This window comes from Marinitoga sp. 1154, from assembly GCF_013363285.1.
In the GTDB taxonomy this organism is placed as follows: Bacteria; Thermotogota; Thermotogae; order Petrotogales; family Petrotogaceae; genus Marinitoga.
In genome coordinates, this window is the sequence record NZ_LBFB01000034.1 from 1 (window position 1) to 13,528 (window position 13,528).

Sequence of the window (13,528 nt, forward strand, 5' to 3'; positions counted from 1 at the left end):
TTATGTATTCTGTATATCTTTTTAGCAGTTCATTTAGTTTTAAATTTTTATTCTCATCTATATATTTATTTAAATCTTCTTCAAATTTTAGCATTTTATTTCTTTCTCCATTAGTTTGTGGTTTGAAATGATTGTATAATTTTTTATAATATAACGGTACTTTTACACAACATTTACCGTCACAATCATCTATTACCCCATTTAAATATAAAAACTTGATTCTATCATCGCTTATATCAAATTCAATGCTTTCTGGCTCAAATAATATTTTCATCATTAATTCTTTTTCTTTTTTCGCTTTTGATATTATATTTTCCATGTTTTTATCTATGTATTTCCTTATATAATCATATAATGTTTTTTCAAAATGTTTTTCTGTTATTATTTTTTCTCCTTTTGCTTTTTTCATTACTAAGTCATATGCAAGTCCATTGGTTAATCCTGGTTGTCCTGCTGCGTTATGCCTAATTCTTTTACTTTTTCTTCGAATATTTGTCCTGTTTCTTTTTCATGTTGTGAAAGTAAATCATATACTTGTTCTTTTGTAAAGTATGGCACTTCTAAGTGTTCTGCTATGTTGAACGGACTGGCGTTGTCTTCTAATATTCCGCTTAGATATCCTACGCTTATTAATATTACACTTCTGAGTTTATAGTCTTGTCTTGAATGATATATATCTCTTATTACATGTAAAAATTCATTCATTATATTTTTATCTAATCTTTCAAATTCATCTATCATCAATATTATTTCTTTTTTTGAATTTTTTATTTATATTTATTATATATTCGTCAAGATCACTTATTGCTGTTATTTTTTTTGGTTCAAATTCAATATTCATATTAAATCTAAAAAAATTCTTCACTTTTTTATTAAAATTTTTTATAAACATTTCTTCAGTTTTTATATTTCCAAAACTTTCAAAAGAAATAAATATTGGCAAATATTTATCTTTTGTTTTTTCAACTATATCATTTAACAATGTTGTTTTTCCACTTTGTCTCGGTGCTGATACTGTAAAGTATCTCCAATTTTCTATATGATCAAGTGCTTCTTTCATTATATCGGGTCGGTCAATATAATAACATGTCTTTTTATCAACGGGATCACTTGTACAGAATCTTCTCATGATTCACCTCCGGTGTTACACGCCTACGGCGGGTTATAGGTTAAAGATTTAATATTTTAAAATAAAAACATTTCAATATTTTCAAAGAAAATATTCATACTTCTGGTAAATATTAGGATAAAATCATTTTATTTTAAAAAATAAATTCTTAAAATATTTGCAAAGCAAATATTCACGCCTGCGCGGGTTATTAGGATAAAAATTTAATTTTAATTAAAAAAACTTTTGAGCTGTCGCTCTCCTCCGGTGTTACACGCCTACGGCGGGTTATAGGTTAAAGATTTAAGATTTTAAAATTAAAACTTTTCAATATTTTCAAAGAAAATATTCAACGCTTACAGCGGGTTTTAGGATTTAAAACTTTAGATTTTATATCTTTTCTATTATATAATCATCAATATTTCTTTTTTCAGAATTGATGTTTATCCCTATTATATATATTTCTTTTCCTTCATACTTTTCATAATATTTCTTTTCTTTTATTTGGTTTAGTGCATCAATTACACTTTTATCCACTTTTATTTCAAAAAGATATATCCTTTCATCAAAATCTATTACAAGGTCGCTTCGTCCTAAGTTTGTTAATTCTTCTGCTTTTACATTTTGGTAATTTTTTCATCGTTTCCACCTTCACAATTGAATTATATCACATTTCAGTAACTTCATTCCCAATCTATTCCCATTCCCTTTTGTATTCCAGCAATATATGAAAAAGATAATGCAGCAATTGTTGATACAACAACCAATGAACTCTTTGATTTAATCAACTAAATAAAAACCGGGGAATCCCCGGTTTTTGTTATTGGATTATTATTCATTAAAATCCAAAGGAACCAATTATTTTATTTTTTAGTTTTTTCAATGTATATTTTAATCAGCTATGATATTCATTTTCTCAATAAAATATTTAAACGATTTGTTTTTTTGAATTGCAATTTTAATAGAAAAATTTTTTAAAATTTCGATCATAAAAGTTATACGTGAATCAAATCTATCAGAAATCATATTATTAAACGATTCCTTTGTAATTTCATCAGTATTTTTAACTATGGGAATTTTCAATATTTTGCATTTTTCATTACTCAATCCAGCAAGATACCAACTTTCAATTTCTTTTATAACTATAAATATCTTATCTTCATCAATATTTTTCAACATATGCTTTATTTCAATTTTTTTGCTTGTTGTAGAAACTGTATTATCAATATCGTGAGCAAAAATATAATCTGCATTCATTTTTTTTATGCTTATAATAAAATTATTAACCTTTTCCTTTTTCATTTTTGCATATCTTATAATATTTATCGAATCATATTTCCCGGATAATTCAAGTTTTATAATATTGTCAAAAAATCTTTTATCATCCTCACCTTCAACAAAAATATATAATTGCTTAAAACTCATAAAATTACCCCCCGAGTAAATCCTGAATAAATAGTTCTTCAATTCCTATTTCATTTTCTAAAAATATTTTTACTTCTTCTTTATCAGCCGGTCTGGAGATTGTAGAAAATCCCTTATCATCACGAGAAACAAATAAAATACTATTTAAATCTGCATATTTTACTATTTCTGGATTATGGGTAGTAACAATAATTTGCTTCTTATGTGAAGCATCCTTCATCATTTCTACCATTTTTGAAATAAGATAAGGATGAATATTCCGTTCTGGTTCTTCAATAATAGTTAAGTTTTTTTTCTCAAAATATAAGGTTATAATTAGAGCTATTATATTTATAGTTCCATCAGAGATCAAAGATGCAGGTATATAATTATTTTTAAAATACTTTTCTTCTAATTTAAAAAGCAGAGATTTGTCTGCTAATTTTTCTACGTCAAGATTAGATATAAATGGCAAAATATCTTTTACAAGATTAAAAAGCTTCTTTTTTTTATTTATATTTTTTATAATATTATTGAGAATGATTGATAAGTTACTTCCATCCTCCTCTAATTCGGCTTTTCCTGTAATTGGAATAGCTTTTTTTGGCAGTTTTGGATCAAAATCATAAATCGAAATATCTCCAAAACCTTCTATCAAAGGAAATGGAATAATAAAATAAGGAGTATTAATCAAAAGAATATTATTAGATAACTTTTCTTTTATAAAAAATTGTGGATATATACTATCTTCTTTTATAGGAATATCATCAGGACGTTCAAGGTTTATTTTTATTTTACCATTATTTTCTCTTGAAATAATGAGTTTTCCCTCACCAAGAAATTTATCTTCTTTCAGTTTTTTACTCTTTTCTTCAGATCTAAAAAATTTAAGTTTTTGAATCAATTTATCTTTCACAATTTTATATCTTGAACTTCTTTTGTAAAACTCTAATTCAAATTCATAAAATATTTCATGAATTTTTATTAAGAAAAATTCATCATTGATATTTTCAATAAAAACTCTCTCTTTATCAAAAGAAAACACAGATTCTATAGATAAATTTTCAGCTGAACCAACATTTATATTTCTAATATATTCAACATCACCTTGTATGGAAATGGCGTTATCTAACCCCAACTTTGCGATATCTCTTAAAAATTCAAAAATATGAATGAAATTGGATTTTCCAGCAGCATTCGCACCTATTAATACATTGAAATTTTTGAGTTCAACTTCTAATTCATTAAAACTTTTAAAATTTTTAACCTTTAATTTTTTTATTTTCATTTTCTTTTCCTCCAAATAATTATGAATCTTACGCAAATAAAAACTTTCCCGACTTGTTTATTTCAAATAACTTTTCTGCTATTTCTATAATTATTTCTTTTTTCAAAAGGTTAAACTTTTTGACCTTTTTATTATTGAGTCAATTTTTTATAACTTTTGTTTTACATATTATAATTTTATCATAAATTCCTCCATTTGTATAGGTATCCAAAATATCCAACAAAATTTTAATCTATATTAATATACTAAAACAAATGCATTGAAAAGATGGTAGATATCAAAACTAGAAACATTCTTATTTATTTTAGTCAAACTCGGTATACCCACCTATTTGGAGTAAGACCATATAAGAATTTTATTTTTTTACTTTTCTTTTGATTCTTTCTGTTCTTATTTGATAAAAATGATTAAAAATGTTAATATAAAATATTTTGAACCAATAATATAGAACAATATAATAAAAACCTATAGGATACATTATATTTAATAAAAGAACTTCAAGTTTTATCGGAAAGAGCCTCCGTTCACTTGAAAAATACATTTTAACCAATTTAGATTGAGTCTTCAACTTCTCCAGCTCTTTATAACTTCAGGATCATGACTTAATGGTAATGGGTCAGCATCAAAAATTTTAACTATTTCGGGAATAATAAAAGCTTCTCCTAAAACTAATGCATTTTGTTTTTCTAACACAGGAACAATATCCAATAAATTTTTATTACTCACGCCAACTATTTTAGAAACTACTTCCAAATCATTTTTATTTGTAATTCTATGAATAATATAAGAATTACACTGAGAAATTATCGTTTTTGATAATTCTGATGGTCGCTGGCTGGAAATTATTAAGCTTATTCCAAATTTTCTTCCTTCTCTTGCCAATCTTTCAATATAATAACTTCCTAATTTATAATCATTTTTATCATCTTCATTAATATATCTATGGGCTTCTTCAAATAACAAAACTATATTCTTATAATCCTTATTTTCAACCTTTAATTTATATAATATCTTACTAAAAAGAAAAACAATAATATCCAATTCATCCTTATCAAAATCTGCCTCTATAATAAAAATTTCATTTTCATTATCTTCCATAATTTTTTCAATTATGTTTTTCTTTTCAGGTTCATACTCTAAAATTTTAAAAATTACTTCATCTTCTACTATTCTCTCTATTCTATATAATAATGTACCCATCCAACCATCCCAACGATTTTTCATATATTCATCTATTTTATCATTATCTTTTTTTGATCTATTCTTTGTTATTTCATCAATTTCATTAGATATTTTTTCAAAATAAAAAGATTTTCCTTCATTTGTTTTTTTTCTCAAATTTTCTATAGCCTCTTTCAAAACAGGGGCTTGCACACCAGGACTTGCATCCAAAAATTTATAATATTCTGTATAACTTAAATAATAATGTGGTAACTTTATTTCTTCTTTAGAAATTTTTCTAATTTTAAAATTATTGCCTTTAAATGCATTTTCATATTCATTATTAGAATCAAATATTATTATTTTAGGTGAAATGTTTTTATTATTATCTTTAACATTTAATCTTCCTTTTTTTAATCCTTGAATAATCGAAACTATAGTACATGTTTTTCCTGTTCCTGTATTTCCAAATACTCCTAAATGCTTTCCAAATAGAATATCTGGATCACATTTAACAGTTACAGAAGAATTATTAAAACTATTACCTATTTCAAGATAATTTTTTGTTTTCTTGGAAAATAGTTCCTTTTCTAGCTTTTCGGGCAAAGAATACACCTTAATTCCAATAAGTGGAAATGTATTTATTCCTGTATCAAAGCTATTTATATATTCATCATATATTCCCATTAAAAGGATTTCTAAAATATACTTATTTTTATCATAATGCTCCAAAGTATTTCCTTTAAAAAGATTTTTATCTGAAATCTTTATTATTCTACCTATAATTTTTTTGTTATTTGGTAATTTTGAAAATACTAATTTATTTAGAGAAATGGGAAAAATACTATTTCCATAGTTATTCTGTAGTTTATTTATTTTAGAATTTTCTGTAACTTCCACTAAAATTTTCATACCTGATATCTCAACAATTTTCCCTATTTCTACAGCTATATCAAGCATTTTTATCTCCTTCTTTTAATTTCTTTAGTGTATTAATAAAAATCTCTTCAAAATTATTTTCTGTATAATATGGAATCAAATACTCAACAATATACTCAAACCTACCTAATATTGGACCACTAAAAATAGTAATTCTTGAATCTTCACGACTTAAATCAAATAACTTCTCTAAGAATTCTGGTATATTTTTATCTCCTTTTTTAGCATAAGAAAACACTACAAGGTTAAAATCTGGATTCGATAATGCATTAGCAATTATATCATTAACATGAACATCCAAAAAACTGTATCCCATAACTATTAATGTAGAATTTTTTCTATTTATATAATTTACAAATGCTCTAAATAATTCGCTATATGGTAAATCTAAAGATTGTTTTATTTTCGTTTGAATTGGATAAATTATATAATCAGTTTTTTCTATATTTAACTTTCCATTTTTGAATAGAGGTTGTCTTTCAACAATGCCATAAGGTGCAGCCATTTCATCTTCTATCCATGTAAGAGAACCATGTAACTTAAATAAATTTACTGATGTATTAAAAGTTTTGATTCCGTCAGAGTTTTTTAAATAATAATTCAAATTATAAAAGGAAGGATTGAACTTTCTTATGGTAAAACCATGAAAACCATTATTAACTATGATTCCTAACTCCTCTGCACTTTTTTCAATTAATAAATCATAATTCAGCGTAAAAATATTTGCTCTATTCAAATGCCCTTCTCTTGAAACTATTCTTTTTAAAAACATTTTATGATATGCATTTTTTTGATAATCTATAGTTTCAACATAATCTTTTATAAATTGTTTTTTATAATCTTTTATGAGATTATCTACTTCATCAGAGACATCTTTCTCTTCTTTAATTATTCTATAATAGTTTCTAATCTGCAATAAATTATCAAGTACTTCTTCAGGTCTTTTGTTTTTTAATTTCTTCACCGCTTCTTTTATTTCAGAATCACCTTCATCATTTTCATTATCCTCTAATATTTTGATTAAGTTGTTATTACTTTTTTCATTAATCGTTTCAGAACCAGCATATCTAGAACAACCATTTCCTATTAAAAAATTCAAATTTTCGCTTAATAAAAATTTTGATATTATGTCATTTCTTATAGACTCAGTTTTTCTCTTGAAAATCTCCCTTAATTTATCCAAATCTATTTCATAATATATCTTTTTATCATCAGCTTTGCTTTCTTTTTCTTTAAAACTAAAATAACTTTTATCTAAAAACACTTTATTTACCAATTTCTCCTCAAGTCCATATTTCTCAATATATTCAACTAATTCAGAAGATAAATCAGAAACGTTAGGAGAATTTTCACTATCAATTTCAAAAATTTCTTTTAATTCATTACTAGTAAATTTAATAGAACAATCTTTCGTATCATAAATATATTCCATAAATATCCACCTCTTATATTATTTCCATTATCACTTTTGAAACAACAGGATCTTCTGTAATAATCAATGGTATTGCGTTATTTTGAAGCATTTTCCTCAAAGTTTCCAAAATTTTTTTTAATAACTTCTTCATTTTGAGAGCTACAATCATATACTATTACATGATTTCCAAAATGTTCGGTATAAAATGCTCCCTGTCCAACAGAATGAAAAATTCTTATCATTATCACCCTTTTATTTTTTTATTTCAAAAAAACTCCTTGGTAACTTTTCGATGTCTACTTTTGATGATTAAATCCATTCAACGACCTTCCTTATATTTACACTTAGAAATTTCATTTCTAAGTGTTTGAAAAATTTTTGGTAATCTTCTTAAAGAATTAATTGCTTCATTATATATTTTTATATTATATGCATTTCCACCAAAATCACGAATTCTTACTTTTTTATTCTTTTCAATATATTGAATATGTATATGATTCCTATAATCACGCAATCTATCAAGAACATTATAAAAATTTTCATCTATTAAATTCGCATCTAATAAAAAATCCATACATTCTTTAAAAAGAGGAAACCCTTCTTTTTTCCTAATTTTATTAGCCTTCTTATTTAACCCTTTTTTATTTTTTATTGAAATTGCAATATTGGAATTTCAACTTGAGAAATTTTTGCAATTGGAATAACAATTATTAACCACTTTTTCCAGCATTGCAGAGAGATAAGCCTCTATTACTGTAGTTACACTTATAATGGCATTTTTTCTAAAAATACTTCCAATCGATAAACCATCATTTCCAAAATTTGTTCGATTAAGTATATAATTAAGAAAATCAGTATATTGAATTGCATATGCAACATTTCTTGCTAAATTTTTATCATCAAATAAATCCAATTTATATTTAGAATAAATAGTATCTATTTTTCTGAAATAACCTCTTGGAAATTTTATTTTTTTAGGGATAGGAACAATATCTTCAGGTGGATTAAACTCTTCTTTTTTAATAATCTCTTCAAGTTCCTGAAGATTTTTTTCTATTTCATCTATTTTATTAATTATCAAACTTTCATTTTTAAAATTTTTTCCCATCCTAAAACCCCCATATTCTTATAATATTATTTTTTATTTTAGAGAGATTACAATATAATTATACCATTTTTGTACTGTTTTTTTTACAAAATATAATTTCTTTACTTTTTTTATAATTTAATTAATATATCACCTTATATATTAAAAATTTAACTTTTTCACAATGAAATTTTTCCATGTTACCCTTCAGTAACTTCATTTCCAATCTATTCCACAACTATTTCCCTGCAAGAACAATAAGATATACTACAATCGTCAGCGCTGACAGAGAAAAAATACGAAGTATTTTTTAATGTTTTATTTTTAAGTTTTTTTAAATCTAAAATATCTTATCCTATTACCGCGTAAGCGTGTAAAATCCCCACTGGAGGTGAGTTCTGATGGCAACTAAAATTAGTTTAGGTGACAAAGCAAGAATTTCTTTTGATTACGGAGTGGATGCAGATGGAAAACAAATTGTAAAAAGAAAATCATTCAAAATTATCGCTGGAGCAACTGATGATCAAATATACACTGCTGCTAACAACTTTGCTTCATTGTGTGAAAAATCATTGCTCGAAATTGAAAAAATTGAAAATTATGAACTCCAGGCTTAACACAACCTTTATCGTCTGAAATCTAAACATATTCATTAAGCAGATTAATTTAATATGGATGCTAATTTATCAGCATCAACGCAAGACGCGTAGTCTAAAAATCAGCAAAAATGAATATTTATACAACGACAAACTTCGTTTGTCAGTTGTGAAAAAGTGAAACTTTTTTAAAAATTATATTTTTAATTTTTTTTGATTTTAAATCTTTATCCTATAACCCGCCGTAGGCGTGAATATTTTCTTTGAAAATATTAAAATATTTTTATTTTTAAATCTTAAATCTTTATCCTATTGACCGCTGCAAGCGTGTAATACCGGAGGTGAGACTATGGCAAAAAAACTTAGAATGTCTTTTGTAAATAGTGTAGATGGAAAAAGAAAAACAATATATTTAAATGATCCAAGAGCAGATTTAACAGACACAGAAGTACAAAACGCAATGGATTCATTTGTTGGAGTATTTGTTCCGTCCACGTATGAAAAAGATAATGCAACAATTGTTGATACAACAACCAATGAACTCTTTGATTTGATTCAGTAACAAAAACCGGGGGAAACCCCGGTTTTAAATTAAATTATTACGATGTCCAAAAAATAAAGTCGCTCAAACCTTGATTGTTAATCCTCAAAAATAGCTCATTCTCGCCGGTCGTATCAGACTCACGTCCATGTTCGGTATTTTGCATCCGTGCAAAATTGACCGGCTTCATTTTACGCTTAGATTTTTTATAAAAAATCTAAGGTAAATAGGTTTTTTATATTTTATAGAAAATAAAAATTTAAACCAATACCCGCGGTAGCGTGTATGGACAATCTGCGAGTTTTCGCTTGCTTTACTAATTGGACACACTATTAAATTATGAAAAATTTTAATCCTATAACTCGCTGTAAGCGTGAATATTTTCTTTGAAAATATTGAAATGTTTTTATTTTAAAATCTAAAATTTTTTATCCTATAACCCGCCGTAGGCGTGCAATACTGGAGGTATGAATATGTGGGACTTCTTAAAAATATTATTATTAAACATAATGGACCAATTCTTTAAAATGCTAACAGAAATTTCAAAAGAAGATAAAACAGAAGAAAAAATAAAAGAACTAAAAGAATTACAAGAAAATTTCAACAAAGAATTAAACAAACAAATCCAATTATTATCAGCAGAAATTGATGAAAAATTCGAAGAAATAAAAGACGAAATTGAAGAAAATTAAACATATTATTCAAAAACGTTTTATCAAAACTTAAAAACAAAACCTTTACTTTAGCACTATTTTGTAGTATAATGTAATAGTATGATAAAAGTTCTGTAGGTTAAAATGCTATAAAAATATCCACATAATCCAAAAAACAAAAGGGGGATGGTAATCATGGGGTTAATCACAATCCCGTACTTTTGCAGGAAGTATGATTTTCATGAAGCGGATGTTTTAAGAAACATTGTAAAATTTCTCAGAATCCAGCCAGTAACAGGAAATTTAGAAACAAGAGGTATGCGATTTTATAGAGAAAAAGATCTGCTTTTTGTCTATGATCAATTAATTAAAATGGCTGAAATTAAAAAAACGGATTTTGAGGAGGTCTAACTAAGCTAGTGCGAAAGCACTGGCTTAACTTTTATTATATCAAAATTTCATTGTGAAATCAAATGAATCTTACTTCTTAGCAAGAAATTAATTTCAAAAAATTATATTAAATCTTACCTTCTAATACTTCATTAATCATTTCACACAAAATACTTTCACCTGCTAAAAATGCTTTTAGCTCCCTTTCTCATCTGTAAATCGTCATCTAATTTTCTTTTCTAAATTATAATCGAGTAAAGAAAAGAAATTTGCCAAAAAACTATTATCATCACCTATTACAATTTCTGATATTTTTTTTAAAGTATCTATTTCCAATATATTATTAAGTTCATTATTTTTATCTTTCAAAATTTTATCAACAGATGGAAAAGGTTTATTATCTTTAATAAATCCTTTTATCTTATTAGACAAATCAAAAGTTGTCAAACCTCCAGCATTTCTCGAAAAACCAGCTCCCAGAAAAATAATAGTTTCAGACAATCTAACCTCACTGGTAAAACTCATTTAAATTACTCCTATCCATTCGATTTCAAATAATGGTTACTTAATTCCAGCACTAAAAAACCCTTAAAAGTAGAAGCTCTGAAATAAAAAGATTAATAGCATGTGTTAAATTTTATCAAATAAAACATTAGTTGTACATCTTTAACTTTTTTTATTGATGTTAATCTGGATGTGTTTTCTTTTGAACTCTTTTCATTGCGTTTTAAGCACGCCAGTGCAAATTCACCAGGTTATATTTTATTTCTTCAAAATTTTCTTAGTTAATTCCAAAAATTCTTTCCTATAAAATACAAAAACTAAAAGACTTACTCCTATTCCAAAAACAATAGTTCCTTTTAATAAATCTAAATAAAGAGTTGAAATAAAAAATAATGGCAAGTATAAACTTAAAAACATTATTTCCTTTTTATTAGTTTCTAACCCCTTGAAATCTTTTGATGAATAAAAAAACCAAACATAAAATCCTATTGTTGTAGCAAAGGCAATAGATTGACTATTTTTATTTATAACAACTGCTATTACATTTAAAATAAAAGAAATTATGACCATTAAAAATACTGTCCAAAAATATTTCCTTTCCTGTTTATTTACTTTGTATAAATTAACATATAATGCATTTATTACAGCTATTGCCGGAAAACCAGCAAATAATATGGCAATTACATCTAAAGAAGGAATATATCTTTTCAAGAGTATGTTTACAATAAATCCTAAAACAAAATATCCAAAAGAAAATATTGCTCCTATTATTATCATATAATTTTTTATCTTTTTTATTTGTTCTTCCCTATACCCTCTTGCGAGATAAGGATAAAAAGTTAAAGTTACTGAAAATATCATCATATTTATAATCCCCATCATTGATATTGCAAAAGAATAATAAGCAAAATCTTTTATTGATAATAAAAATTTTACAAACCATCTATCTAATGAATAAACAAACATCGAAGATAGATTACCTAACATTACAAAAATACCTGTCACAAATAATCTTTTTATTTCTTTTTTATCTTTTTCTATTTTAACATTTTTTATACCTATAACCCTATTATATTGTATTTCAAATATTAAAAATAATATATATATTGCTATTAAATTAGCTAAAATAAATGGAGTATATTTATTTACTTTGAAAATAAATATAATTGATAAATTAAAAATTAAAATCAATAATGGAAATGCAACTTTTACTTTTGCATATAATGATAACTCTCCTAATGCCTGATATAAAAAACTAAAAAATGTTTGCATATTTATTGGAATTATTGATAAAGAAAAAGCTATTAAAATAAAATCTTTAAAAACCATACCCACAACAAGAAAAAGAAAAGTAATTACAGTTTGAAAAATCAAAAGAAAATTATGCTCATATTTTAATAAATGGAAATTTATGTTTTCTTTATTTTTACCGCCATATTTTACATATATTCCATCAATAAACCCAAAATGCAAGATTCCAATATAGCCTATATATAATGTATATGTTTTTAAAAAAGCATATTGATCTAATCCCAAAAACGCTGGAACAAAAAATCCATTCACTATTCCTACTAAAACTTGAACGAGATTAGCTCCAAATACTTTGGCTAAATCTTTTTTTAGATTCATTTATTCATCCCCAATTTTCATAAAAAATGGTTTTTACGCCATTTTTAATTAATATATTTTTGTAAACAGTTATAAATTCACTATTACCACAAATATAATAGTCATAATTACTACTTTCAATACTTAGAACATCTCCTTCTTCAATTCTTTTATTGAATGCGTTGTTTGATTTTTCCCTTGTTACAAATTTTTTCAAAACTACATTTTCGGGAATAGAATAATAATTATCTATTAATTCTTTTTCTATTTTAACAGAGTGGAATAAATAATTTTGTGATTTTATATTTTCTTTTATTATATAATCCATATAACTCAAAAACGGGGAAATTCCAGAACCAGCAGCTATTAACACTTTATTTTTACTATTATTTAAGAAGAAATCGCCAAATGGATATCTAATATAAAATCCTTTTCCTATTTCCATTTCATTAAATATTCTTGTTGTATAAGAACCTAATTTTCTAACTAAAATTTTTGCTTTCTTATTTCCATAACTTGCAAATGAAAATGGTCTTGAATTACCCCAATCAGAGTTGAATTTATCTGAATCTAAATTCAAATGCAAAAACATTCCAGGTTCCCATGGCATATATTTATCTATTTCAAATTCAAATAATTTTAAGGTTTCCGATATTTCAATAACATCTGTTATTATACATTTTGATGTAATTATCATAATCACAACTCCTCAAAAAACTTTTCAAATGTATTTATTATATAATTAATCATTTCATTTGTAATACCAGGATATACACCTATAAAAAATGTATTATTCATTATAATATCAGTATTTTTTAACTCATTATGAATTTTA

General features: G+C 25.0%; 16 protein-coding genes and 2 pseudogenes. 4 read left to right on the plus strand and 14 right to left on the minus strand.

Annotated elements, in window-relative coordinates; translation table 11 throughout:
• The 11 genes and pseudogenes from XO12_RS11385 to XO12_RS10455 all read right to left on the minus strand — a co-directional run.
• A pseudogene (locus XO12_RS11385) lies at positions 1-409 on the minus strand (transcriptional regulator); the annotation flags it as partial.
• 26 nt (positions 410-435) lie between these two features.
• Positions 436-741, minus strand: coding sequence for an AAA-like domain-containing protein (locus XO12_RS11390; protein WP_254867731.1), 306 nt, complete (start codon positions 739-741; stop codon positions 436-438).
• Positions 731-1,129 carry an AAA-like domain-containing protein gene (locus XO12_RS11395; RefSeq protein ID WP_254867732.1) on the minus strand — a complete coding sequence of 133 codons (399 nt, stop codon included), beginning with the start codon at positions 1,127-1,129 and terminating at the stop codon, positions 731-733. Before XO12_RS11395 ends, XO12_RS11390 begins: the two co-directional genes overlap by 11 nt.
• Positions 1,130-1,498: 369 nt before the next feature.
• Positions 1,499-1,729: pseudogene (locus XO12_RS10420) on the minus strand (PD-(D/E)XK nuclease domain-containing protein); the annotation flags it as partial.
• A 270-nt stretch (positions 1,730-1,999) separates the two neighbouring features.
• Positions 2,000-2,533 (minus strand): hypothetical protein, encoded by a 534-nt coding sequence (locus XO12_RS10425; protein ID WP_175420271.1) that lies wholly within the window; start codon positions 2,531-2,533, stop codon positions 2,000-2,002.
• A gap of 4 nt (positions 2,534-2,537) precedes the next feature.
• Positions 2,538-3,800: an AAA family ATPase gene (locus XO12_RS10430; RefSeq protein ID WP_175420272.1), complete on the minus strand. Its 1,263-nt coding sequence runs from the start codon at positions 3,798-3,800 to the stop codon at positions 2,538-2,540.
• A gap of 564 nt (positions 3,801-4,364) precedes the next feature.
• Entirely contained in the window at positions 4,365-5,921 is a 1,557-nt protein-coding gene (locus XO12_RS10435) for an ATP-binding protein (protein ID WP_175420273.1), read from the minus strand.
• The gene (locus XO12_RS10440) at positions 5,914-7,332 is read right to left on the minus strand and encodes an SIR2 family protein (RefSeq protein WP_052913819.1); all 1,419 of its coding nucleotides are present in this window, start codon (positions 7,330-7,332) and stop codon (positions 5,914-5,916) included. The genes XO12_RS10435 and XO12_RS10440 overlap by 8 nt, the downstream gene beginning before the upstream one ends.
• Positions 7,333-7,409: 77 nt before the next feature.
• A complete protein-coding gene (locus tag XO12_RS10445; RefSeq protein WP_156168770.1) occupies positions 7,410-7,556 on the minus strand; it encodes a hypothetical protein in 147 nt (48 codons plus the stop codon).
• 77 nt (positions 7,557-7,633) lie between these two features.
• Positions 7,634-7,888, minus strand: a complete 255-nt coding sequence (locus XO12_RS10450) for a hypothetical protein (RefSeq protein ID WP_175420274.1) — start codon at positions 7,886-7,888, stop codon at positions 7,634-7,636.
• Positions 7,889-7,987: 99 nt separating this feature from the next.
• On the minus strand, positions 7,988-8,422 hold the full coding sequence (locus tag XO12_RS10455) for a hypothetical protein (protein ID WP_175420275.1): 435 nt from the start codon (positions 8,420-8,422) through the stop codon (positions 7,988-7,990).
• Positions 8,423-8,802: 380 nt separating this feature from the next.
• On the opposite strand from XO12_RS10455, the gene XO12_RS10460 reads away from it, so the two are divergent.
• The 4 genes from XO12_RS10460 to XO12_RS10475 all read left to right on the plus strand — a co-directional run bounded on the left by XO12_RS10460 (position 8,803) and on the right by XO12_RS10475 (position 10,602).
• Positions 8,803-9,018 (plus strand): DUF1659 domain-containing protein, encoded by a 216-nt coding sequence (locus XO12_RS10460; RefSeq protein WP_175420276.1) that lies wholly within the window; start codon positions 8,803-8,805, stop codon positions 9,016-9,018.
• 328 nt (positions 9,019-9,346) lie between these two features.
• Complete coding sequence (locus tag XO12_RS10465; protein ID WP_175420277.1) at positions 9,347-9,559, plus strand: DUF2922 domain-containing protein; 213 nt, start codon at positions 9,347-9,349, stop codon at positions 9,557-9,559.
• Positions 9,560-10,011: 452 nt separating this feature from the next.
• Positions 10,012-10,230, plus strand: coding sequence for a hypothetical protein (locus XO12_RS10470; RefSeq protein WP_047266214.1), 219 nt, complete (start codon positions 10,012-10,014; stop codon positions 10,228-10,230).
• Between the two features lie 156 nt (positions 10,231-10,386).
• Positions 10,387-10,602 carry a hypothetical protein gene (locus XO12_RS10475; protein WP_175420278.1) on the plus strand — a complete coding sequence of 72 codons (216 nt, stop codon included), beginning with the start codon at positions 10,387-10,389 and terminating at the stop codon, positions 10,600-10,602.
• Between the two features lie 201 nt (positions 10,603-10,803).
• On the opposite strand, the gene XO12_RS10480 is transcribed toward XO12_RS10475, so the two are convergent.
• The 3 genes from XO12_RS10480 to XO12_RS10490 all read right to left on the minus strand — a co-directional run bounded on the left by XO12_RS10480 (position 10,804) and on the right by XO12_RS10490 (position 13,390).
• Positions 10,804-11,106, minus strand: a complete 303-nt coding sequence (locus XO12_RS10480) for a hypothetical protein (RefSeq protein WP_175420279.1) — start codon at positions 11,104-11,106, stop codon at positions 10,804-10,806.
• A 237-nt stretch (positions 11,107-11,343) separates the two neighbouring features.
• Positions 11,344-12,714: a polysaccharide biosynthesis protein gene (locus XO12_RS10485; protein ID WP_175420280.1), complete on the minus strand. Its 1,371-nt coding sequence runs from the start codon at positions 12,712-12,714 to the stop codon at positions 11,344-11,346.
• A 4-nt stretch (positions 12,715-12,718) separates the two neighbouring features.
• Positions 12,719-13,390 carry an FAD-dependent oxidoreductase gene (locus tag XO12_RS10490; protein WP_175420281.1) on the minus strand — a complete coding sequence of 224 codons (672 nt, stop codon included), beginning with the start codon at positions 13,388-13,390 and terminating at the stop codon, positions 12,719-12,721.
• Between the last annotated feature and the right edge of the window lie 138 nt (positions 13,391-13,528).

Bases quoted from the DNA above. Each gene is read 5' to 3' on its own strand.
- XO12_RS10435 (WP_175420273.1), bottom strand. From the start codon at position 5,921: ATGCTTGATATAGCTGTAGAAATAGGGAAAATTGTTGAGATATCAGGT.
- XO12_RS11395 (WP_254867732.1), bottom strand. From the start codon at position 1,129: ATGAGAAGATTCTGTACAAGTGATCCCGTTGATAAAAAGACATGTTAT.
- XO12_RS10450 (WP_175420274.1), bottom strand. From the start codon at position 7,888: ATGGATTTTTTATTAGATGCGAATTTAATAGATGAAAATTTTTATAAT.
- XO12_RS10425 (WP_175420271.1), bottom strand. From the start codon at position 2,533: ATGAGTTTTAAGCAATTATATATTTTTGTTGAAGGTGAGGATGATAAA.
- XO12_RS10430 (WP_175420272.1), bottom strand. From the start codon at position 3,800: ATGAAAATAAAAAAATTAAAGGTTAAAAATTTTAAAAGTTTTAATGAA.
- XO12_RS10485 (WP_175420280.1), bottom strand. From the start codon at position 12,714: ATGAATCTAAAAAAAGATTTAGCCAAAGTATTTGGAGCTAATCTCGTT.
- XO12_RS10440 (WP_052913819.1), bottom strand. From the start codon at position 7,332: ATGGAATATATTTATGATACGAAAGATTGTTCTATTAAATTTACTAGT.
- XO12_RS10465 (WP_175420277.1), top strand. From the start codon at position 9,347: ATGGCAAAAAAACTTAGAATGTCTTTTGTAAATAGTGTAGATGGAAAA.
- XO12_RS10480 (WP_175420279.1), bottom strand. From the start codon at position 11,106: ATGAGTTTTACCAGTGAGGTTAGATTGTCTGAAACTATTATTTTTCTG.
- XO12_RS11390 (WP_254867731.1), bottom strand. From the start codon at position 741: ATGATAGATGAATTTGAAAGATTAGATAAAAATATAATGAATGAATTT.
- XO12_RS10445 (WP_156168770.1), bottom strand. From the start codon at position 7,556: ATGATAAGAATTTTTCATTCTGTTGGACAGGGAGCATTTTATACCGAA.
- XO12_RS10490 (WP_175420281.1), bottom strand. From the start codon at position 13,390: ATGATAATTACATCAAAATGTATAATAACAGATGTTATTGAAATATCG.
- XO12_RS10470 (WP_047266214.1), top strand. From the start codon at position 10,012: ATGTGGGACTTCTTAAAAATATTATTATTAAACATAATGGACCAATTC.
- XO12_RS10475 (WP_175420278.1), top strand. From the start codon at position 10,387: ATGGGGTTAATCACAATCCCGTACTTTTGCAGGAAGTATGATTTTCAT.
- XO12_RS10460 (WP_175420276.1), top strand. From the start codon at position 8,803: ATGGCAACTAAAATTAGTTTAGGTGACAAAGCAAGAATTTCTTTTGAT.
- XO12_RS10455 (WP_175420275.1), bottom strand. From the start codon at position 8,422: ATGGGAAAAAATTTTAAAAATGAAAGTTTGATAATTAATAAAATAGAT.